The organism is Alkalihalobacillus deserti, from assembly GCF_020734105.1.
Taxonomy (GTDB): Bacteria; Bacillota; Bacilli; order Bacillales; family Bacillaceae_D; genus Halalkalibacter; species Halalkalibacter deserti.
This window is the reverse complement of record NZ_JAJAFR010000003.1, coordinates 338,930-359,715: the sequence shown is the minus strand read 5'-3', so window position 1 is coordinate 359,715 and position 20,786 is coordinate 338,930. Positions and strand designations below refer to the sequence as shown.

Annotated in this window: 21 protein-coding genes; 5 read left to right on the top strand and 16 right to left on the bottom strand. The window is 37.0% G+C overall.

Translation table 11 applies throughout. The annotated features are described in order from the left end of the window. Positions 1-3: 3 nt before the first annotated feature. The 7 genes from galU to LDX58_RS08190 all read right to left on the bottom strand — a co-directional run bounded on the left by galU (position 4) and on the right by LDX58_RS08190 (position 5,896). Positions 4-882, bottom strand: coding sequence for a UTP--glucose-1-phosphate uridylyltransferase GalU (gene galU, locus LDX58_RS08215; protein WP_227936339.1), 879 nt, complete (start codon positions 880-882; stop codon positions 4-6). Between the two features lie 22 nt (positions 883-904). Beyond that, positions 905-2,731, bottom strand: coding sequence for a polysaccharide biosynthesis protein (locus LDX58_RS08210; protein ID WP_227936338.1), 1,827 nt, complete (start codon positions 2,729-2,731; stop codon positions 905-907). A 30-nt stretch (positions 2,732-2,761) separates the two neighbouring features. Continuing rightward, a complete protein-coding gene (locus LDX58_RS25880) occupies positions 2,762-2,896 on the bottom strand; it encodes a hypothetical protein (protein WP_265416601.1) in 135 nt (44 codons plus the stop codon). A 251-nt stretch (positions 2,897-3,147) separates the two neighbouring features. Next, the gene (locus LDX58_RS08205; protein ID WP_227936476.1) at positions 3,148-3,408 is read right to left on the bottom strand and encodes a P-loop NTPase family protein; all 261 of its coding nucleotides are present in this window, start codon (positions 3,406-3,408) and stop codon (positions 3,148-3,150) included. A 69-nt stretch (positions 3,409-3,477) separates the two neighbouring features. After that, positions 3,478-3,789 carry a CpsD/CapB family tyrosine-protein kinase gene (locus LDX58_RS08200; protein ID WP_227936337.1) on the bottom strand — a complete coding sequence of 104 codons (312 nt, stop codon included), beginning with the start codon at positions 3,787-3,789 and terminating at the stop codon, positions 3,478-3,480. 16 nt (positions 3,790-3,805) lie between these two features. Next, positions 3,806-4,516: a YveK family protein gene (locus LDX58_RS08195; protein ID WP_227936336.1), complete on the bottom strand. Its 711-nt coding sequence runs from the start codon at positions 4,514-4,516 to the stop codon at positions 3,806-3,808. Positions 4,517-4,858: 342 nt separating this feature from the next. Then, positions 4,859-5,896 (bottom strand): AbrB family transcriptional regulator, encoded by a 1,038-nt coding sequence (locus LDX58_RS08190; protein WP_227936335.1) that lies wholly within the window; start codon positions 5,894-5,896, stop codon positions 4,859-4,861. A gap of 690 nt (positions 5,897-6,586) precedes the next feature. Here LDX58_RS08190 and LDX58_RS08185 point away from each other — a divergent pair. Next, a complete protein-coding gene (locus tag LDX58_RS08185; RefSeq protein ID WP_227936334.1) occupies positions 6,587-7,390 on the top strand; it encodes a UTP--glucose-1-phosphate uridylyltransferase in 804 nt (267 codons plus the stop codon). Positions 7,391-7,436: 46 nt separating this feature from the next. On the opposite strand, the gene LDX58_RS26655 is transcribed toward LDX58_RS08185, so the two are convergent. Beyond that, on the bottom strand, positions 7,437-7,991 hold the full coding sequence (locus LDX58_RS26655) for a CBO0543 family protein (RefSeq protein WP_372459125.1): 555 nt from the start codon (positions 7,989-7,991) through the stop codon (positions 7,437-7,439). 240 nt (positions 7,992-8,231) lie between these two features. On the opposite strand from LDX58_RS26655, the gene LDX58_RS08180 reads away from it, so the two are divergent. Both LDX58_RS08180 and LDX58_RS08175 read left to right on the top strand, forming a co-directional pair. Beyond that, on the top strand, positions 8,232-8,714 hold the full coding sequence (locus LDX58_RS08180) for a YqeG family HAD IIIA-type phosphatase (RefSeq protein WP_227936333.1): 483 nt from the start codon (positions 8,232-8,234) through the stop codon (positions 8,712-8,714). 259 nt (positions 8,715-8,973) lie between these two features. Beyond that, positions 8,974-9,891, top strand: a complete 918-nt coding sequence (locus tag LDX58_RS08175) for a VanW family protein (protein WP_227936332.1) — start codon at positions 8,974-8,976, stop codon at positions 9,889-9,891. 17 nt (positions 9,892-9,908) lie between these two features. On the opposite strand, the gene LDX58_RS08170 is transcribed toward LDX58_RS08175, so the two are convergent. Genes LDX58_RS08170 through dacB form a run of 3 tightly spaced genes read right to left on the bottom strand, consistent with a single transcriptional unit; the run spans position 9,909 to position 12,795 of the window. After that, positions 9,909-11,015, bottom strand: coding sequence for a hypothetical protein (locus tag LDX58_RS08170; RefSeq protein ID WP_227936331.1), 1,107 nt, complete (start codon positions 11,013-11,015; stop codon positions 9,909-9,911). Positions 11,016-11,052: 37 nt separating this feature from the next. Continuing rightward, on the bottom strand, positions 11,053-11,295 hold the full coding sequence (locus LDX58_RS08165) for a hypothetical protein (protein ID WP_227936330.1): 243 nt from the start codon (positions 11,293-11,295) through the stop codon (positions 11,053-11,055). A 57-nt stretch (positions 11,296-11,352) separates the two neighbouring features. Further along, complete coding sequence (gene dacB / locus LDX58_RS08160) at positions 11,353-12,795, bottom strand: D-alanyl-D-alanine carboxypeptidase/D-alanyl-D-alanine endopeptidase (protein WP_227936329.1); 1,443 nt, start codon at positions 12,793-12,795, stop codon at positions 11,353-11,355. A 105-nt stretch (positions 12,796-12,900) separates the two neighbouring features. On the opposite strand from dacB, the gene LDX58_RS08155 reads away from it, so the two are divergent. Together LDX58_RS08155 and LDX58_RS08150 are read left to right on the top strand one after the other, a co-directional pair. Then, a complete protein-coding gene (locus LDX58_RS08155) occupies positions 12,901-13,146 on the top strand; it encodes a DUF1292 domain-containing protein (RefSeq protein ID WP_227936328.1) in 246 nt (81 codons plus the stop codon). A 21-nt stretch (positions 13,147-13,167) separates the two neighbouring features. Next, positions 13,168-13,362, top strand: a complete 195-nt coding sequence (locus LDX58_RS08150) for a hypothetical protein (protein WP_227936327.1) — start codon at positions 13,168-13,170, stop codon at positions 13,360-13,362. A 347-nt stretch (positions 13,363-13,709) separates the two neighbouring features. Here LDX58_RS08150 and pfkA read toward each other — a convergent pair whose 3' ends face one another. The 5 genes from pfkA to LDX58_RS08125 all read right to left on the bottom strand — a co-directional run bounded on the left by pfkA (position 13,710) and on the right by LDX58_RS08125 (position 20,699). Next, positions 13,710-14,669 carry a 6-phosphofructokinase gene (pfkA, locus tag LDX58_RS08145; protein ID WP_227936326.1) on the bottom strand — a complete coding sequence of 320 codons (960 nt, stop codon included), beginning with the start codon at positions 14,667-14,669 and terminating at the stop codon, positions 13,710-13,712. A gap of 154 nt (positions 14,670-14,823) precedes the next feature. Further along, a complete protein-coding gene (locus tag LDX58_RS08140) occupies positions 14,824-15,306 on the bottom strand; it encodes a metal-dependent hydrolase (RefSeq protein ID WP_227936325.1) in 483 nt (160 codons plus the stop codon). A 354-nt stretch (positions 15,307-15,660) separates the two neighbouring features. Continuing rightward, positions 15,661-18,114 (bottom strand): DNA topoisomerase IV subunit A, encoded by a 2,454-nt coding sequence (parC, locus tag LDX58_RS08135; RefSeq protein ID WP_227936324.1) that lies wholly within the window; start codon positions 18,112-18,114, stop codon positions 15,661-15,663. 2 nt (positions 18,115-18,116) lie between these two features. Further along, positions 18,117-20,108, bottom strand: a complete 1,992-nt coding sequence (gene parE / locus LDX58_RS08130; protein WP_227936323.1) for a DNA topoisomerase IV subunit B — start codon at positions 20,106-20,108, stop codon at positions 18,117-18,119. Between the two features lie 177 nt (positions 20,109-20,285). Beyond that, on the bottom strand, positions 20,286-20,699 hold the full coding sequence (locus tag LDX58_RS08125) for a CoA-binding protein (RefSeq protein WP_227936322.1): 414 nt from the start codon (positions 20,697-20,699) through the stop codon (positions 20,286-20,288). Positions 20,700-20,786: the final 87 nt, after the last annotated feature.

Below are 20,786 nucleotides of genomic sequence, written 5' to 3'. Positions count from 1 at the left end.
AGCCTATTTAATGTATTCTTTTTCCATTACTTTGGAGAGGTACTCTAGTAAGTCGTATTTTAAATCATCACGTTTAAGAGCAAACTCAATCGTTGTTTGAATGAAGCCCATTTTTTCACCAACATCATATCGCGTTCCTTCAAAATCATAGGCATACACTGCCTCTATCAAATTTAAAGCAGCAATTGCGTCCGTTAATTGAATTTCTCCACCGGCTCCTGGTTCTTGATTTGCTAAGATATCAAAGATTTTCGGACTAAGAATATAGCGACCAAGTATGGCGAGGTTTGATGGTGCATCTTCTAGCTTCGGTTTTTCAACAAGGTTGTTTACTCTATAGAAACGGTCTCCCATTTCCTTTCCGTCAACAATCCCATACCTCGAAACATCTTCATCCCTTACCGTTTGGACACCAAGCACGGATGCTTTATACCGATCATATTGTTCGATCAGTTGCTTTAAACATGGTTTCTCTGCTCGAACAATATCATCGCCTAACAACACGGCAAATGGTTCGTTGCCGATAAACTTCCGAGCACACCAGATCGCATGGCCTAATCCCTTTGGTTCCTTTTGACGAATATAGTGAATATCTACTAGTTTCGACGATTTTTGGACTTCATTGAAAAGTTCAATCTTGCCCTTGCTTAGTAAATTTTGCTCAAGCTCAAATGAGTTGTCAAAGTGATCTTCAATGGCTCGTTTTCCTTTACCTGTCACAATAATAATGTCTTCAATTCCTGATTCTACAGCTTCCTCGACAATGTATTGAATTGTTGGTTTATCAACGATCGGTAGCATTTCCTTAGGCATTGCTTTTGTTGCTGGAAGAAATCTTGTTCCAAGTCCAGCTGCTGGAATAATTGCTTTTTTTACTCTCATGTTCCCACTCCTTTAAGATTAATTAACCTGGCATAGAAAGAACTTTTTCTTGTATTACTTTTTGGTTTGCTAAATGAACTAGTGTACTAGCCAAAGTTTCTTTATCCTGAATAGCATAGGTTAAAATGATATTTTCAATTTCTTCCATGAAAATATGAGATGTTTTTCCGATATAAATCTTCGGAAAAATTTGCTTATCATGAACTTCATTTTCATTTAGTAATTCTTCAAAAAGCTTCTCTCCTGGTCTCATTCCACTAAATTCAATTCCTATCTCGTCTATGGAGTTTCCTGAGAGTTTGATTAAATTCTTCGCTAAGTCAACAATTTTCACAGGCTCTCCCATATCAAGAACAAATGTTTCTCCACCTCTTGCTACACTGCCAGCCTGAATGACCAATCTGGATGCTTCTGGAATCGTCATGAAATACCTAACCATTTCTGGATGAGTAACGGTAACAGGACCACCTTTTTGAATTTGTTTTTTAAATAGTGGTATCACGCTTCCTCTACTTCCTAATACATTTCCAAATCGTACGGCAATGAATTTAGTCTTACTCGTTACATCCATATTTTGAATAATCATTTCAGATAAGCGCTTAGTTGCCCCCATCACACTTGTTGGGTTAACGGCTTTATCGGACGAGATCATAACGAATGTCTTTACTTTATTCCAGTCAGCTGCTTTAGCTACGTTTGTGGTTCCAATCATGTTGTTTTTAACGGCTTCTTCCGGATTTCTTTCCATTAATGGGACATGCTTATGGGCTGCAGCATGATAGACGACGTCAGGTTGATGAGCTTCCATAATGACATTCATTTTTTGTAAATCTTGAATATCTGCAATCTCTGTTACAAATTCAATGATCGAGTGTTTATACTGCTCTTTCAACTCCATTACAATCGAATAAATACTATTTTCTCCATGCCCTAGTAATATTAGTTTCTGAGGATTGAACTGAGAGACCTGTCGGCAAATTTCAGAGCCAATTGAACCACCTGCACCTGTAACAAGTACAGTTTTATTTGTAATGTAATCAGAAATTCCATGGAAATCTAATTCGACTGGTTCTCTTCCTAATAAATCTTCCACTTGGACATCTCTAAATTGATTGACCGACACCTTTCCAGTTACTAAATCTTCTAGCATCGGAAGTATTTGTGTTTTAGCTTTCGTTTTTGCACATTCATTGAATATTGTATTTAATTCTTTTTTATTTAATGAAGGAATTGAAATGATAATGTTATCAATCTTTAGTTTTATAACCGTTTGTTCAATCTGATCAATTCCACCAACTACAGGAATTCCTAGAATATCAAGGTTATGCTTGCGTGCATTATCATCTATAAAGGCAACAGCTTGTAATTCTGCTTCATTGCTATTTTGCAATTGTCTCGCCACCATTGTTCCAGCTGCACCTGCTCCTACGATTAATGTCCGCTTTTTGTTTTCATTTTTTGTTATATATGTATCTCGGACAACACGCCACCAAAAACGAGATCCTCCGATAAAAAACATATGAAGCATCCAAGTAGCTGCTAGTAATCGCATGAAGATCCCTTGTGTTACAACCTGCTGCACTACAGCTGCAACGAGAATCGAGAATGTTACTATTTTTAGAATGATAATGAGTTCACCAATGCTGGCATACTCCCATGCTTTTTTGTAAAGCTTGTAATAAAATGAAAAAACATGATGGCAAATTAATAAAGTGACCACCGTGATAATAAGTGTTGAACTTAGCACGAGATAACGATCATATACTAGCAGGTTACTTAAGAAGATCGTTGTTAAAATAAAAAGTGAATCAACAATTATTAACAATGAAAGCCTCTTGTGATACTCCACCTGACCTCCCCCTTTTCTTTCTAAAATGTATTAAAGACGTAATGTCCTTCTTTCTATTGCATACTCAACTAGTTTTCTAATTTCTTCTAACTGTTCTTTCGATGCATCTTGTTTGATATACCTAACAGCTTTCTTAATGGACTTAGGGTATTTATCTAAATTCATGTATATCACTCCTTTTTTAAACAACTTTAACCATGTGGTTTCTAAAAACCACATGGTTAAAATGTTTAAATGAAAAATTGGGCATTCAACCCACCCTCACACCACACTTTTGATGACTAGCATCTAAGGTTTTACAACCCACAGCATGACCGAGTACCTCCATAGATATTGGCAAGGAGATATCACCAAATAACTTTAAGTTCTTAATAAAGAACAACCGACTTAAAAAAAAGAGCTTTTTTATTTTTCTATTACATTTTGAACTTTTTAAAGAACGGATTTGCCCTTTTAGCGTTAAGAATTACGCCTAGTAATTTCGCATTTGCCACTTCTAATGATTTCTTTGCTTCTACTGCTAAGAAATCTTCTGTTTTACCATTTCGAACGACTAATATGACTCCATCGCTAAGACTAGCAATAATTTTTGAATCGTTTTCTTCTAGAACTGGCGGGACATCAATCAACACATAATCGTATAGTTCTTTAGCTTTATCAAGCAATTGCTCTAACAGAACGGAGCGGAATAATTTTTCGGAATTATTAGGAATGGGTCCACTAGTTACAACGCCTATTCTCCCAAATTAAGTTTGGTTTAACGTTTCTTCAAGTGTTTTCTGTCCTATTAATAAGTTTGTTAATCCTACTGTATTTTTTATTTTAAATATTTGATGAATGGACGGATTTCTTATATTCGCATCAATAATCAATACTTTTTTACTACTATGTGCTAATGAAATAGCTAAATTCGCGGTTGTTATCGACTTGCCTTCCTCATAATTAGAAGATGTAATCATAATGGATCGACAATTATTTTCAAAGGATGAGAATTCAATATTTGCTCGAATATTGTCATATTCCTCTGCTACAACTGAATTAAGATTTTTGTTTATCATCATGTAGCTTCTTTTTCTAAGAGCCAATCGTCTCACCTCTTAAAGCTGGATTCGTTTTTTTTCCTTTATTCATTTCTATTGTTTTCTTATTCATTTTTGACACTGTGCCAAGTACAGGAAGTTCTAGTAGTTTCTCCACTTGTCGCGCTGAACGGAGTCGATTATCTAGGCTATCTAATAGAAAAATAAATCCAATTCCTATAACGAAACCTGCTGCAAAGCCTAACTTGATCATTCGATTGCTAGGCGGATTTATCGGTAAAGGGTTCTCAACTACCTGTGCTTCTGCAAATATTTTTACGTTATGAAAGTTTAAAATCTCCGCTACTTCTCTTTTGTACACTTCAGCTACTGTGTTTGCGGTAATTGTCGCCTGCTCTTGACTACGATCCTGAACAGTGATGGTTACTATACTCGAGTTTGCCACTCTATTTACAAATATGTTATTAATTAAACTCTGAGCTGACTGTTCTATTCCTAGCTCTTCGATGACAGCTTCCATAATTGGTGGTTTTTTGATCACGACAATCAACGTATCAAAAAGTCCAGATCTATCATTGATCATAATCCTTGCCGTCGATTCATAGATCGGTACTGGTTTATTTAGATAACTGTAAACGGCTCCAGCAGCTGTAGTAATAGTCGTAACTAAGATTACTAGCCACAGTCGTTTTTTTATCACGTTATAGATCTTTTTAATTTCAATCTCTTTCCCATTACTATCCATAAGTTCACCCACTTGTTTTATTCTGTTCTTTATAAAGCACAACCAAACCAAAAAAATAGGCCTAAACCGTTTAAAGAACTAGAACTTCCGAACTACTCTGATTCGTTCGGCTGTATTTGGATGTTTGCTTCTTTGTTATTTTTATTTTAGTTCTGTATAACGAACATGTCAATGATTTTTTAAAAACTTCCCGAAATTTTTTCAGTAGAAAACGCAGGTTATTGTCGAACTTTAGCTTCTTAAAAGCTCTTCTTCCTAAATATGAAGACATATAGAACCTTTATATAAAAATACTACTGAACTCCTCAAAGTTCAATAGTATTAGGGATCTATATGACATACTTACTTCTGGCTTGTTTCATCCCTCTTCGCAAACATCCTAATTAAGAATGGTAATGCTAGAAATAAAGCTAACACCCTAGCCATTTGCAATGTCGCCACCATCGCTGCTTCCATATTCAGCGCTGTTGCTGTCGAAGCCATTTCTGCTGCTCCTGCTGGGACAATTCCTAACAAACTAGTAAACCAGTCAACCGGCGTTAAAACAAAAAAGAGCGTTGCGAGTCCAAAACTCACAATAAAATAGATCAACAATGTGACTCCACTAATTGCTCCGATACTCTTTAATTGAAGGAGTGACTCTCGATCAAAGCGCATTCCAATGATGGCGCCCATAATTGCTTGTGCGACACCCGTTACGAACCCTGGTACTTCTATTTCTGGAAGTAATAAATGTGCTAAAAATCCTAACCCGATTGCAAAGAACAAAGAAGAACCTGGAAAACTAAAACGTTGGCTCAAGAATAGCGTTGCGAACATGACAATTATTAGTGTAAGAATGGACCAAAGCCCTTTAGTGAAATCAAAACCAGATATGTTAGCACTTTGTTGAGCGAATGGCGTATTCACCCCGACTACTAATGGAATCACTAGGACAAACAATGTAATTCTTGTGGTATGGAAGGCTGCTACTATTTGTTCGTTCGCCCCATATTGATGACTTAAAGCAATCACTTCGGAAGCTCCCCCAGGTAAGCAGCAAAAGAACGCTGTATTATTGTTTAAATTGGAATAGCGCTTTAAGAATTTCCCTAATAAAACCCCTCCGACTATTGTGACCACAAGTGTTAACAGAAAAGGGAAAAGCAAGGTCTGATAGTTGAGAAATTGTTCAGGTCTTAACATTAATCCGATGTTTGCTCCAATCATTGCTAAAGAAAATTTAAACAATTTGTTTGGAAGATAGATTTTGATAATAAAAAAGGAACTTATGATTCCTGCTAAGATCGAGCCAAGTAACCAGCCTGCTGGAACATTTAGCCAAGAAAAAAGGCCCCCTATAATAACAGCTATTAAGATATATACGCTTTTTCCGATCAAACAATCGCCTTCTTTACTTTTATACTTATAGAGCTTGTTCAAAAAGGGTGGTCTTCCCTTTTTGAACAAGCTCGAAGCAATGAGCGAAGTCACTGCAATGTTTTAAGTCGATCCGAGTGGTTTTTTCGGATAGACGCGCAGTGATACTAAAGATTCAAAAAGGGTGGTCTTCCCTTTTTATACGAAAACTAAGGCGTAAGTCCTAGTTTTCATTCATCGTGGTGTTTGCTAAAACATGGGGGTTTTGAACAAGCTCTTATAAGGATATCCCTTTATTTATATTCATTCGACACTCTAATAGTATACCATCGTTTCTGTATCAAGGATTAGAATGTGCACAACAAAATCAATTAGATAATAAGTAACTGGCTATGCTTGATCTGCGATAAAGAGTCAGTAAAGTAGCTAATAGCGCACTGGATGTATCGTTTTTTGGGCGTTCAAGAGGATAATACGAAAAATTTTTAGAAGGCGTCCTTACTACTTACAGCGTCTTTATTGGTTAGATCATAAATAAGAGTTATTGCTTCCTTTAACTTAGCAGACCTAATTATTTAAAGATTGAAGCCCATTATTTATGTTCCTGTAATAATTCCACATCGGTTACTCGCCTTTTTTTATTCAAGACAAGTTCCTTTTGACTCTATAATTCTTATACTATTATATATGAATGAGGAGGGATCCTTCTATATGGTCAAAGTCAGAAAAGCCATCATTCCTGCGGCCGGATATGGGACAAGAAGCCTACCTATTACAAAGGTACTTCCAAAAGAAATGTTCCCGATCGGCGGTAAACCTGCGATTCATTATATTGTTGAGGAAGCCGCTGCTGCTGGAATTGAAGAAGTTTTAATTGTTATTTCACGTAATAAAAATATGATCATGGATTATTTTGATCGTTCGTTAGAATTAGAATCTTTTCTAGAAAAGAAAAACAAATCGCATTTACTTGAGAAAACTGAAATACCTAATGTGAAGATTTTTTACACACGCCAACCTTTTGCAATGGGACTTGGTGACGCTATTCTTCAAGGCAAAGAGTTTGCAGGTGACGAAACTTTTGCGGTGTTACTGCCAGATGATATTTTCCTATATGATCAGAAATCGCCATTAACTGAATTAATTGAACAATGTAACTCAACTACTTCTAATGTATTAGCCTTAAAGAAGGTACCGTCTGAAGCGTTAACAAAATACGGGGTTGTTAAAGAAACAGCATTATCTTCAAACGTACATCGTATTACAGGAATTGTGGAGAAGCCAAAGAAAAATCCTCCTTCTGATTTAGCTGTCATTGGTCGCTATGTCCTTTCTCCCCGTATTTTTTCTATTTTAGAGCACATTAACCCAGGGATCGGTAATGAGATTCAATTAACCGATGCTATTGCAGAGTTAATCAAGAAACAATCTTGTTTAGGAAAGGTTATCTCATCTGAGCGCTTCGATATCGGAGTAGCAGATGAATATGTGGCCCTTGTTCAAAGGTTGCATTAGGAAGTTAGGCTAGGTGAACCAGAATTTTGCCTAGTCTATATCAGGTTTAGGAGATCCGAATGATTTTTTTGAAAATAAAAAAAGGGCCTTTGAACAACCTGCTACCCAATGGAATGTTAAACTGTACAATAAAAAAAACAAGTGTATGAACAGAAAGAATCCACGTTTCAATTGGTTTTTTTGTATGGAGGTAGCTGAATACATATAAAATGGAAAATATAATGCCAGACCAAAAAAAATTCCACCCGTGCCTATAATCAATCAATTTTAATTTAAACGCTAAATATTCACTCAATGTCGATAGAAAAGTCCATTTACCGATATGTATTAATTGTTTGTTTAATGTATCAGGAAATGAAATCAAACTTAATAGAGCTAACGTAGGTGTTACAAACAGAATATGGATGGCTCTTAGCAACTTTCTATTTACGTTTTTAGGCCTAAACTCCCACAGTAAATAATTTTTGCATAGATAATAATAAAAAGCATTTATAAAACTAACATACAGTAAACTTTTGTAATACTTAGGGACATGCCTCCAAGATTTCTTTGTTACATTTAGTAAAAACACAAGCAGAATAAGAGTAATATGTCTTTTCATTTTCTACTACCTTCCAATTATTTTACATTTATAACGTATATCATACCCTCCCCTTTACAGAAAATGTAAGTTCAGGCTTTTTTATTTCAAACAAAAGATGGCTGAAATTTGTTAAAGAGCTTGATTGAGAGGGAAAGGCAACTTAATTGCCTCTACTTCAATTGAGTTAATGAAATGATTCGTACGAATAGTGTATAATTTAAAATGGACTGTGACTACAACATAAAGGCAGTGAATTGAATGAAGTATTTCAAACCGGATTTTGAACTCCAACACTTTTCTAATATCACAGAAGACTGGATAAAAACAAACAGGGTTCAAACTATTTTTTCTGATTTAGACAGTACATTAGCCACTCACGATCTACCTGGTGGAAATGATTTAGAAGCATGGATTCAGATGTTGAAAGACCAAAATGTACAGTTAGTAATTGCTTCTAATAATAATCAGGCTCGTGTCGATCGCTTTTGTAAACCTTATGGAATCATTGGTTTTGGTAAATGCAAGAAACCATCCGCTTCAGAAATTAGAAAGCATATGACCAACCTTGGTGCAAAAGATGAGACAACGATCTTTCTAGGAGATCAGTTATTTACGGACGTTTGGTGTGGTAAGAATGTAGGCATTAGAACCGTCCTTGTTCATCCGATAGGACAAGAGCATGAACCAATCCAGATTGTAATAAAACGCAAAATAGAAAGTTGGATTAAAAAGCGTTGGTAATAAGTAATGACCGCTCATATAATATGAGCGGTCATTTTTCAATTGAAGATAAACTGTATGATGTGTCGGCCCTAATTCTGGAAACTGCCGATCTTTTCAGGATTTTATCTCCTCCCAAATCGTTAGTCTCTTGTTTATTACTTCAACATTACTTTCTCTATTTTGTGTAAAGCAATTTTAATTAAAAAGAAAATCATGTCTCTTTACCACATAAAAAACGGGTTGGCTAGTTATACTAACTTTGGGAGGTATATTAATAATGAGTTATTTTTTAATGATTTTCTTGGTATTATCCCCTTTTTTAACTCCTGATGATTTGACTGTTACATATAAGGATCAGCCAATTGCAACTGTTAACCGAAATCAATTTTCTTCTCCATTAATAGGGAATGAGATGATTGATATGGAGAAATACCAATTGCTTATAAATCAAATTCAGCAACATGTATATACACCACCTGTTAACGCAAAAATTGGTAAAAACGGACAAATGATTTCTGAACAGATTGGTTATGTGCTTGATAAACACCTTTTTACTGAAGCGTTTTATCAATATTATTTTGGAAAGGAATCTACAAAAGTTGAAGTTCCATTACGTCCGATCCATCCTAAAGTCGATAGTGAAATTTTATCGCATATTCGTGTTCAACGAATTGGGCAGTATATGACTTATTTCAACAAACGAAACAAAGAACGCTCTCACAATATTACCCTAGCTGCTGAAGCGATCAACAATCATGTTGTGTTTCCTGGTGAGACCTTCTCTTTTAATAAGGTTGTCGGAAAAAGAACTCGAGAACGTGGATACTTAACCGCTCCTGTCATCGTTCGAGGCGAATTGTCAGAAGATATTGGTGGCGGTATTTGTCAGGTTTCTTCTACCTTATATAATGCTGTAGACCATGCAGGGCTAGATATTGTCCAGCGTTATTCCCATAGCCGACGCGTTCCTTATGTACCTAGTGGTCGTGATGCAACTGTGAGTTGGTATGGCCCCGATTTCACTTTTAACAACAATCTCAACCAACCGATTCTCATACAAGCGAAAATTTATGGTGGGCAAATGATCGTTTATATTTTATCCTCTGACATGATCGACTATGAGCAACGACGTGTTCCTGGAGCTCCTCTTAAATTACCAAAAGAAACAAACATGGCAAACGCACAGACCGGATAACGATCTGTGCGTTTGTTTCATTTATTTAGTAATTGTTCAGTTTTTACGTCATCAAGTAACCAAGCATCTGTAACAGATTGCCTTGTCAATCTAAATGTATAAGTTACATCTCTTTCTCTCTTGTCTTTTTCCTTTATTTTAAACGATAAAGGAATTTCATAAACGAGATCTCCATTAAGAGAAGGTGAATTAATTTTCTTTGTTAAGCGTACAGCTTCAATGTTATTAATAAGCTCCTCTGCCTTTCCAAGATTCTCGTTGTAAATCAGTTTTAATAAATCTACATCTTGCTGATTCAACGCAATAAAGAAGGTCGCGACAACACCTTGTGCCGAAAGTTTCTTTACAAAAGATGAGAGGGACCCCGATGCTTTATACACCATGAGCTGATGCGAGAGATCGAGACTTCTCGTTGAATGGGTCAAACTGTCCTTGAAATGAATGCAAAAATGTCCCGGAAAGCCGTTAGCCAAAGCACCACCACCGTGAGGCATCCCGTGCATGGATGCTGCTAATGAATAACCATTGTGGTGAACGAGTACTGCTCGTCTTTTCCAACTCCACTTTCCTCCATAAGCCTCTTTCATGATAGCTGTATCTGCTCTAGTTATAGGCTGTACATCGGCATGATTATTTCCCGCACGTCTTTGTGCTTTGAATCGTAATCCTGTTTCTAGATCGGTTATCGTAAAGGTGGTATAACGCGGAATAAGCGGATCTATTTCTTTCCAATCAAGAAGGGTACCAAAATGGTGTTGTTGCAGACCGGCGAAATAACTCAATAGTTTCTTTTTTGCACTCGATTTCACTTGCAACTTTCTTTTTTGTTGAAGATCATAAAAGTCGCCATTCACATCAATTGTGTAAATGCGAACCGTCCCTCGGTCCTCAAGTAATACATAATGATTAGAAAAAGGAACTTGATTAACTGATTCAAGCTGTGTTGCTTGAATCAGAGCTTGAACGATTTTTTCTGATTTTATTTTTAAAACGGTTTGATGAAGCGAGTGACTGGATGATTTAACAATTAAGGATGCTTGTCCTTCCACTTCATCTGCCGTTCCAATAATGGGCATAACTCCTAATAAGACAAGCAACAGTGACACAAACATCCATTTCTTCATTTATTTTTTCTACTCCTTAAAAATTACTTTATTTTTCCTATTCATCAAATACAGCAGGATTAAATAAAGAAGAAACCACTATTTGATTTGAGGCAGGGTTTACTTCATCTGTATATTCCTCAATCTCTTCTTTAATTTTTCGTAAATCATCTTCAACTAAGACTGTTGGTTGATTACTCAACTTTAGTTCTTTTAGCTTAGCTTCCAGCATGTTTTTTGTTTCCGTTAAGATGAAGACATTTTCTAGCTTTTCATAATAGGTTAATGGTTCATAGTCCATATGGTTCCCTCCCTTTGCTAAAGTAGATACTATATATCATCTCTCATAAAAATAAACCTATTCGAGCAATGCTAAGACCAATTGATCTTCAAGATCTTTTGCTTTGTCACCGTCTATAATTTGGTTAGAAATAATCGAAAAAACAAGTGCCTCTCCTTCTTTAGGTTCAACATAACCAGCTAGTGAACTAACCGTTGTTAGCGTTCCTGTTTTCGCTCTAACTCTTCTTGACGCTACTGTTTGTTTCAATCGATCGTTCAATGTCCCACGGTCAAGTGGAACTCCTCCATCAACAAGTGGCAATGACTGAAGAAAAATGGAAAACCAAGGTTCAGCTTGTATTTCATATAGTAGACCAGATATTTGGTGAGTAGGAATTCCACTAACATGAGAAATACCAGATCCATCTCTTATGACCATTTTCTCTGTTTCAATATTCCATTGCTTTAATTCTTCTTCTAATACGTTAAGTCCCTTATCCCATGTGCCTTCTTCTTCTCGGACATATCCCATTTCCTTTATTAAAATTTCCGCATGACCATTATTACTCTGCTTCATAAATGGAACGAGTAATTCAGAAAGTGGCATGGATTCATGAGTTGTAAGCTTCTTTGCGGTTAGTGGCAACTTTCCCTTTTTTATCGACCCAAGTAGAGTAATACCTTGTTCCTTCAATGTTTGCTTAAATAAATGTAATACATAGTCTGTCGGTTCCCAAATGGCGATCGACTCTTTATGAGTACTTGCATTTTTGGGAATAACTCCGTCAATATAAATCACATTCGTTCCATGCTCACGTGAAATCTTCAGGTCTAATTTTTGATTCGCTTCAATAGTCGTACTCTTGTTTACAAGCATTAAAGTATCAGATCCAGGAGATACTGTTACTTCTCCTTTATCATTAATTTCCTTTCCTGGAGTCACTTCAATCACCACTGTTCCCGCTTCATAATCATCATCAGGTGCAACCGTTAGAGCTGATACTTGTGCCCCGTAGTAGGTCTCTTCGTCAGACCAAGGAAGATCAATCGGATATCGCTCATCATCATACCGGCTATCATCTGCAATCAGATTTCCTTTTATGATTCTTACTCCTTGAATCTTTAATTGTCGAACCAATTCATCAATATCTTTACCTAAAAGGGTTGGATCTCCATTTCCTTTGATGTAAAGATCACCATCCAATATCTTCCATTTTATTTTCCCATCCATGTATAGTTCTGTCGTAAACCGATGATGTTCACCTAAAACGGATAAGGCGGCAGCTGCAGTAAAAAGCTTCATATTAGAAGCAGGTCTAAGGCGTGTATTGGCTAAATGCTCGTACAACACCTCTCCGGTTTTTGCTGAGCGGACACTTACACTTAGAAGTGCTCCTTCTAGGGCAGGGTCATTGTCAATAAGGTCGACTAATTTTTGTCGGTCCATTGCTTCTACATGAGCAATAGACAAATTCATTATAAGCAAAACGCTAAAAAAGAAAAGAATCATTCCTTTCATTCAAGCCCTCCTCTTCGATATGATTAGTATGGTAACCTCTTACAAAAATAATTATGAACCCTTCAGGGAATCGTAACAAATAGATCCTTTTAAGGAGTGATACACATGGAAACACGCGATCAAATTACGATTGAAGATGAAAATGGGCGAACAAAGGATTATTCAGTGGAAGCACTGTTTGACATGGAAAACCACTCTTATGCTCTTTTATCATCTGATGAAGACACCATTCTAATGCGTGTTGAAGATGAAGAGGATGAACAGTTTCTAGTTGGAATTACTGATCCCGAAGAAAGAGATTCTATTTTGCATGCTTATGAAATAGCGGTAGACGCAAATCCAGCTGACTAACTTAGGGTTAGAGGTGAAACAATGGCAAACACTAATGAGAACAATGTCTTTGAGAATGTTCGAATGGGACAAGGAAATATGGGTTTGTTTGGATTAACAGGACCAAAAGAGGTTGCTGATTATTCACTATCTTCCAAGCAAAAAACGACTGGTCAAATTGACCAAGAGTATGATGGAGGCACCGCAACATCTAAAGAAACGGATCAAAAAGATTAAAAAAGAATAACGCTCATTGATTCGTGAGCGTTGTTCTCTCTTTAACTTCCATATGAATTAACCTCGATTTTTTTAAAATTCGCATATTGATAAAGAAATATACAAATACTACTTTAAATTTCAAATGTATTAACTTGGTGTGTTCGAAAAATGACAGCAGATTCTCAAAAACCTAAGATTGAAGCAATGTTTATAGGAACGATTGTAAAATAACATGAACTTCTAATAAAAAACCCGTAACTCTTTTTTCGAAGAGTTACGTTTATCATGTGTTTCGAAAGATATTAATCTAAGAGAACAAGTCGGTAACAGACTTTAACGTGATGTGACATGGCCATTAATAGAAATTAAATTGACAATTGTCCTGATAATTCGAAGATTCGCTTATCAATTTGATGTCGCTTGGAAAAGATATCATCAAATAGGTAATGGACTAGTTCATTTTTTTCAAGTCCAACTGCGACTCCTGATGTTCCTTCTAGGAGTAAATCAACAGCATACGCACCTAAACGACTCGCTAATACGCGGTCAAAGCCAGTTGGAGAACCTCCTCTTTGTAGATGACCAAGAACCGTGACACGTGTTTCTAAATCGGTTCTTTTTTCAATTTCTTTTGCAACATCAAATCCACTGCCAATTCCTTCAGCAACAACGATGATGCTGTGCTTTTTCCCTCGCTTTGCACCCCGTTTTAACCGGTCGATAATGTCATCCATATTCTGTTCAATTTCAGGTAAAAGAATTGTCTCAGCACCACCTGCAAGACCACTTAACAAGGCCAAATCACCAGCATGACGTCCCATTACTTCAATTACATAAGTTCGTTCATGGGAACTAGCGGTATCTCTAATTTTATCGATTGAATTAATAATTGTATTCAAAGCTGTATCGAAACCAATTGTGAAATCTGTACCAGGTATATCATTATCGATGGTCCCTGGTGCCCCTATAGTAGCAATTCCATATTTAGAAAGCTTTTGTGCTCCGCGGTAAGAGCCATCACCACCAACCACAATCACTCCTTCAATTCCATGATTTTTTAATTGTTGGACAGCCTTCAACTGACCTTCTGCTGTTCTAAATTCTTCACTTCTTGAACTATGTAACATCGTTCCGCCTCGGTGAATGATATCTCCAACAGATCCAAGATGAAGTTCTTTAATATCGCCTTCGATCATCCCTGTATATCCGCGATATACACCAAATACTTTGCAATTATGAAAAATAGATTTTCTAACGACTGCGCGGACAGCAGCATTCATACCCGGAGAATCTCCTCCGCTTGTTAAAACAGCAATTCGTTTCAAGAAATCACTCCCAGATAGATTATTCATTTTTTAAAAGTATCTCTTTATTATTAGAGTGTTATACTTCTCACGATTCATTAGCATTGACTATATTCAATAATCAGCAAAGTACAATTAGTCCGATCAGGAGATTCAATAACTAAATCTCCAAAATTTAAAATAAGAAAAGAGATAAGACCATAAGAGTGAGTAAACTCATTGCAACCAATGTTTCTCCAATTAATGATCCTGTCCTCACATACAACGGTAGTCTAATTTTCATGTTAATTGGATATAAAAACTTAACTCCCTGTACTGTCATCGCGTCGAGTAGAATATGACTACCAACACCAACTAATAAACCAATTTCAATAGAAGTTGCTCCGTAAAAAGTAAGTTGTTGAAAGAGTAAATATAAAAGCACCATGAATAATAAACTATGACTTAATGAGCGATGACCAAAAATTTTGCTGAATGCTCTAGAAAGTATCGGTACTCTTCTTCCAATTATCGACTTCGGATGACAGATATCAGGAATTATGGAGCCAACAATGGCTGCGCTATAAAAATAGATCGGGTCTTGTATGGGAATATTAAAATATTTTTGCCAAATAACTGCAGCAGCTATTCCACCGAGAATATGGGTTGTTCCTTTCATAGCATACGTCCTTTTATGTATTTTATAGTTTACATAATATAATTACGTTAAACTATTGTTCTATAATCGAGCATTCATTTATATTACTACTAAAAAAATTTTTTCTTTATCATAATCGAAGTTTCGCTAATCTACCTTCACACCTGCTGATCTCCTATTCCATTGATTAAAGTGTCCAGCAGCTCTGCAAGCTAGCTTTAATGGTAACTTCCCTGATATAAAGGTGACTTTCTATTTTTAATTACGACTTCTCCATTATAATTGCAAATCATTACTTATTAGCAACTTTTAAACGAATTCAGTGTCTCTTTCTGTTGCTATCTAACTTCTAGCCACAAGGAAAAACCGATGAGATTATTCCTCATCGGTCTTTAATGTTGTATCGACTTCCTCCCACACTTCAATCACATCTCCGGTTGTGGCGACGTCAACAATAAAGGATCCATTACTATAACGATCACTGTTACGATAATTCTTAGCATCAATCGTTTCTATTACGTCTTTCTTTGTACGAATCGATAAAATGGAAGATTCTTTGGTTACTCGCTTACATGCAAGCACCCGGTGAGGATTCGACTTCAACTCTCTAAGCATCACAAGTCCACGTTTTGCACGACTTGATTTATCAAATTCAGATATAGGGAGCTTTTTCACCGCTCCACGTTGTGTAATGATGATAAATTCCACTTTCTTATCGTCTCCAAGGAACGTTGAAGCCCCGACGACAAAATCGCCTTCTTTCAGATTGATTGCTTTTACCCCTGCTGCTCTTTGACCGACTAAGTTAATCTCATTCACACTTAACCATAGGCCCAATGCCAAGTTCGTTGCAATAAACAGTTCTTCTGTACCTGTTGTATGCATCATCGCTACCACTTCATCTTCTTCTTTAAGCTTAATCGCCATCAATGGTTTTGAGAAGCGCTGTGCTTGGTAAAGCGATAGCTGTGAGCGTTTTGCCATTCCATTTTTCGTAATAAACAGTAGAGATTCTTCTTCTTTAAATTCTTTCACTGGCAAGGCTTTTATGATCTCATCACCTCGTTCTATCCCGCTAACGAGATTTGCAACATGTTGACCGTTGTCTTTCCAGCGTATGTCTGGAAGTTGATGAACGGGTATATATAAATAATTTCCCAGTTTCGTGAATAATAATAAGGTTTCTGTTGTATTTATTTCGAAATGGCCAAGAAGATAATCTCCTTCTTTCATGCCAGCATTTTCACCGTTTGAGGCTCCATATGAACGAATACTCGTTCTCTTGACGTAACCTTCTTTCGTTACTGTGACCATTACGTCTTCAGAAGCAATCAATACATCCATATTGATTTTGATTTCTTCAATTTCTTCTTTAATAATCGTTCGACGAGGGTCTACGAAATCTTTTTTAATTGTTTGAAGATTTTTCTTTATAACTGTGATTAATTTCTTTTCACTTTCAAGAATGGCTTCTAGCTCATGGATACGACGTTCAAGTTCTGCTGCCTCTTCTTCTAAAGTCGTAATATCCGTGTTTGTTAAACGATAAAGCTGTAAGGTTACAATCGCTTCTGCCTGCACTTCGGTAAAATCGTATTTTGAAATTAAATTATCTTTTGCATCTTTTTTGTCCTTAGAAGCACGAATGGTTGTGATTACTTCATCAAGAATAGATACCGCCTTTATTAAACCTTTAACAATATGTTGGCGATCGAGCGCTTTTTTCAGGTCGTATTTCGCTCTTCTAGTAAACACAAGTTTTTGATGATCAATATAAGCTTGGATTAACGGTTGAAGTCCCATTAACTTCGGTGCTTTGTTGGCAATTGCCACCATGTTGAAGTTATATGTAACTTGTAAATCCGTATTTTTTAATAGATAGTTTAAGATTGCGTTAGCATCTGCTTCTTTCTTTAATTCCACCACAATACGAAGTCCAGTTCGATCTGTGTCATCTCGGACTTCAGCAATACCATCGACTTTTTTATCAAATCGAAGTTCATCCATTTTTTTTACAAGGTTTGATTTGACAACCTCATAAGGAATCTCCGTGATCACAATTTGCTTACGTCCACCGCGAACCTCTTCCACTTCTGTTTTCGCTCTTACAACTACTTTTCCTTTGCCCGTACGATAAGCTTGACGAATACCATCTAATCCTTGGACCATTCCGCCTGTAGGAAAATCCGGTCCTTTAATGACTTGCAACAAGTCATCCAAGGTTGTATTAGGATTTTCCATTTGCATGATCACACCATCGATGATTTCACCTAGATGATGTGGTGGAATATCCGTAGCGTAACCAGAAGAAATCCCTGTAGATCCATTAACAAGAAGGTTTGGATACATTGCAGGCAATACAACTGGCTCTTCTTCAGAATCATCAAAGTTTGGTATAAATTCTACGGTATCACGATCGATATCACGCAAAAGCTGTGCAGCGATTTTCGATAAACGTGCTTCCGTATAGCGCATAGCAGCTGGTGGATCACCATCTATTGAACCATTATTTCCATGCATATCTACTAAAAGATTGCGAACCTTCCATTCCTGACTCATCCGAACCATAGCTTCGTATACAGATGAATCTCCGTGTGGATGGTAGTTACCAATTACGTTACCGACGGTCTTAGCCGACTTACGAAATGGTTTTTCAGCTGTATTCCCTTCTTTATACATCGCATATAAAATACGACGTTGAACCGGCTTTAGTCCATCCCTTGCATCTGGTAACGCACGCTCTTGAATAATGTATTTACTATATCGACCAAACCGGTCGCCAATGACATCTTCTAAGGGAAGGTCTAAGTAACGCTCTGTTTGTGCCAAGCTTACTCCTCCTCAACTACTGCTAAGTTTTCATTTTCTAAGATGTTCGAGTCTTCTTCCAAGCCAAATTGGACATGTGCTTCTATCCATTTCCGTCTTGGCTCAACTTTATCCCCCATTAATGTCGTTACACGCTTTTCGGCGCGTGCGGCATCGTCAAGTTTAACTCGAATCAGCGTTCTTGTCTCTGGGTCCATTGTTGTTTCCCATAGCTGGGTTGCGTTCATTTCTCCGAGACCTTTGTAACGCTGTAATATATAGCCTCTACCGACTTTTTTCGTTGCTTTATCTAATTCACGTTCATCCCATGCATACTCGATAACTTCCTTCTTCCCACTGCCTCTACTTACTTTGTACAAGGGTGGTAAAGCAATATAAATCTTTCCTGCCTCAAATAGTGGGCGCATATAGCGATAGAAAAACGTTAACAAAAGTACTTGAATATGTGCTCCATCAGTATCGGCATCTGTCATGATGACGACTTTATCGTAATTCACGTCTTCAAGCGCGAAATCAGCTCCAACGCCTGCACCAATCGTATGGATGATCGTGCGAATTTCTTCATTTTTCATAATGTCTTCAAGCTTAGCCTTCTCCGTATTAATAACTTTACCACGTAAAGGAAGAACAGCTTGAAATTTTCGATCACGTCCTTGTTTAGCTGAGCCACCGGCTGAATCTCCCTCTACTAAGTAAAGTTCGTTTCGTTGCGGGTTCTTGGATTGAGCTGGAGTAAGTTTGCCGCTTAATAACACATCTCTACGCTTGCTTTTCTTGCCATTACGAGCATCTTCTCGTGCTTTTCTTGCTGCTTCTCGTGCTTGAGCCGCTTTAATCGCTTTTTTTATAAGCATCGTACTAACATCCGGGTTTTCTTCAAAGAAATAAGATAACTTCTCTGATACGACTCCATCAACAGCTGAACGGGCCTCGGAGGTTCCTAATTTCCCTTTTGTTTGTCCTTCAAATTGAAGGATCTCTTCAGGTACTCTTACAGAAATAATCGAAGTAAAACCTTCGCGAATATCAGATCCATCTAAATTTTTATCTTTTTCCTTTAAAAGTTTCACTTTTCTCGCATACTCATTAACCGCTCTTGTCATCGCTGCTTTTGCACCGAGTTCATGCGTTCCGCCGTCTTTAGTACGTACGTTGTTAACAAACGAAAGAACATTTTCGGTGTAACCGTCATTAAACTGAAAGGCAAACTCAACTTCTATTTTATTTTGCTCTCCCTGAAAAAAGACAACAGGACTTAGCGTTTCTTTATCCTCATTTAAGTATTCAACAAATGCTTCAATTCCATTTTCAAAATAAAAATCGTTTTTCGAGCCTTCCCCACGCTGGTCAACAAGTTCTATTTTCAAGCCTTTTAATAAAAAAGCTGCTTCGCGTAGCCTCTCTATCAAAAATTCTATATTATACGTGGTCACGGAAAAAATGGTTGTATCTGGTTTAAAATGAATGGTTGTACCTGTTTTGCGAGTTGTTCCCACTTTTTCAAGTGTTGTTACAGGTTTCCCGCCATTTTCAAACCGCTGCTTGTAAACTTGACCATCCCGTTTAATTTCAACGACTAACCATTCAGAAAGAGCATTTACAACAGAGGCACCTACACCATGTAAGCCACCACTTGTTGCATAACCACCCTGTCCAAATTTCCCACCTGCATGAAGAACCGTTAATATTACTTCTGGAGTAGGTTTTCCTGATTTATGCATTCCAGTCGGCATCCCGCGCCCTTCATCAGTAACAGAAATACTATTATCACGGTGTACGGTCACATTTATGTAAGAACCATGTCCAGCTAACGCTTCGTCAACTGAGTTATCCACTATTTCATAAACAAGATGATGAAGCCCGCGCGAGTCCGTACTGCCAATATACATTCCAGGACGCTTTCTAACAGCTTCGAGGCCCTCTAATACTTGTATTGATTCATCGTTATAATCCATATGTTGTTTTTTTGCCAAAGTTGAGACTCCTTTCAACATGCTACACCCATTGTAGCACAAACGAACAAATGTTTCTTTTTCTCGAACAGTGCTGCTTAATCTATTTTAGCTGTTATTTCTGTATTCGCAACCTCTTTTCTATTATCCTTTATTTTCTTTAAGTTTTTTAACAAGTAAAAGAACGAGACTTTTTAGCAAGTCTCGTTTCAAATACAGCTATTTCCATTTCGCTTGTTCAACTTTAATACAACGATTCATAACCGTTTGAATCCCTTTTTGTTGAAGGATCTCATAAGCTTCTTCATTTTCTACACCCAATTGTGCCCAAAACACATTTGCTCCTACTTCAACTGTTTCTTTTGCTACTTCTGGCAAAAATTCACTTCGTCTAAATACATTGACAATGTCTATTTTTCCATCGATTTCTTTTAATGAGCCGACCGCTTTAACTCCTAAAATCTCGTCAGCTTTAGGGTTTACAGGAATAATTTCGTAGCCAGCTTTTTGCATCGCTTCTGACACCATATAAGAAGTTCGAGCAGGGTTATCGGAAAGGCCTACTACCGCAATTCGTTTATTTTCATTTAGTAATTGCTTGATTTCATCGTTACTTGGATTTTCAAATCTCATGACATTACTCCTTTCTTTTTATATCGTGTTCTTCTTTCAACTTCTTACTCATCTATTCCTGCAAATGATGAAAACAAAACGTTTATT

What these genes read in the sequence shown, in the direction of transcription:
- galU (WP_227936339.1), bottom strand. Translation starts at nt 882, where the DNA reads ATGAGAGTAAAAAAAGCAATTATTCCAGCAGCTGGACTTGGAACAAGA.
- LDX58_RS25880 (WP_265416601.1), bottom strand. Translation starts at nt 2,896, where the DNA reads ATGAATTTAGATAAATACCCTAAGTCCATTAAGAAAGCTGTTAGGTAT.
- LDX58_RS08200 (WP_227936337.1), bottom strand. Translation starts at nt 3,789, where the DNA reads ATGATAAACAAAAATCTTAATTCAGTTGTAGCAGAGGAATATGACAAT.
- LDX58_RS08195 (WP_227936336.1), bottom strand. Translation starts at nt 4,516, where the DNA reads ATGGATAGTAATGGGAAAGAGATTGAAATTAAAAAGATCTATAACGTG.
- LDX58_RS08185 (WP_227936334.1), top strand. Translation starts at nt 6,587, where the DNA reads ATGGTCAAAGTCAGAAAAGCCATCATTCCTGCGGCCGGATATGGGACA.
- LDX58_RS26655 (WP_372459125.1), bottom strand. Translation starts at nt 7,991, where the DNA reads ATGAAAAGACATATTACTCTTATTCTGCTTGTGTTTTTACTAAATGTA.
- LDX58_RS08180 (WP_227936333.1), top strand. Translation starts at nt 8,232, where the DNA reads ATGAAGTATTTCAAACCGGATTTTGAACTCCAACACTTTTCTAATATC.
- LDX58_RS08175 (WP_227936332.1), top strand. Translation starts at nt 8,974, where the DNA reads ATGAGTTATTTTTTAATGATTTTCTTGGTATTATCCCCTTTTTTAACT.
- LDX58_RS08170 (WP_227936331.1), bottom strand. Translation starts at nt 11,015, where the DNA reads ATGAAGAAATGGATGTTTGTGTCACTGTTGCTTGTCTTATTAGGAGTT.
- LDX58_RS08165 (WP_227936330.1), bottom strand. Translation starts at nt 11,295, where the DNA reads ATGGACTATGAACCATTAACCTATTATGAAAAGCTAGAAAATGTCTTC.
- dacB (WP_227936329.1), bottom strand. Translation starts at nt 12,795, where the DNA reads ATGAAAGGAATGATTCTTTTCTTTTTTAGCGTTTTGCTTATAATGAAT.
- LDX58_RS08155 (WP_227936328.1), top strand. Translation starts at nt 12,901, where the DNA reads ATGGAAACACGCGATCAAATTACGATTGAAGATGAAAATGGGCGAACA.
- LDX58_RS08150 (WP_227936327.1), top strand. Translation starts at nt 13,168, where the DNA reads ATGGCAAACACTAATGAGAACAATGTCTTTGAGAATGTTCGAATGGGA.
- LDX58_RS08140 (WP_227936325.1), bottom strand. Translation starts at nt 15,306, where the DNA reads ATGAAAGGAACAACCCATATTCTCGGTGGAATAGCTGCTGCAGTTATT.
- parE (WP_227936323.1), bottom strand. Translation starts at nt 20,108, where the DNA reads ATGTTGAAAGGAGTCTCAACTTTGGCAAAAAAACAACATATGGATTAT.
- LDX58_RS08125 (WP_227936322.1), bottom strand. Translation starts at nt 20,699, where the DNA reads ATGAGATTTGAAAATCCAAGTAACGATGAAATCAAGCAATTACTAAAT.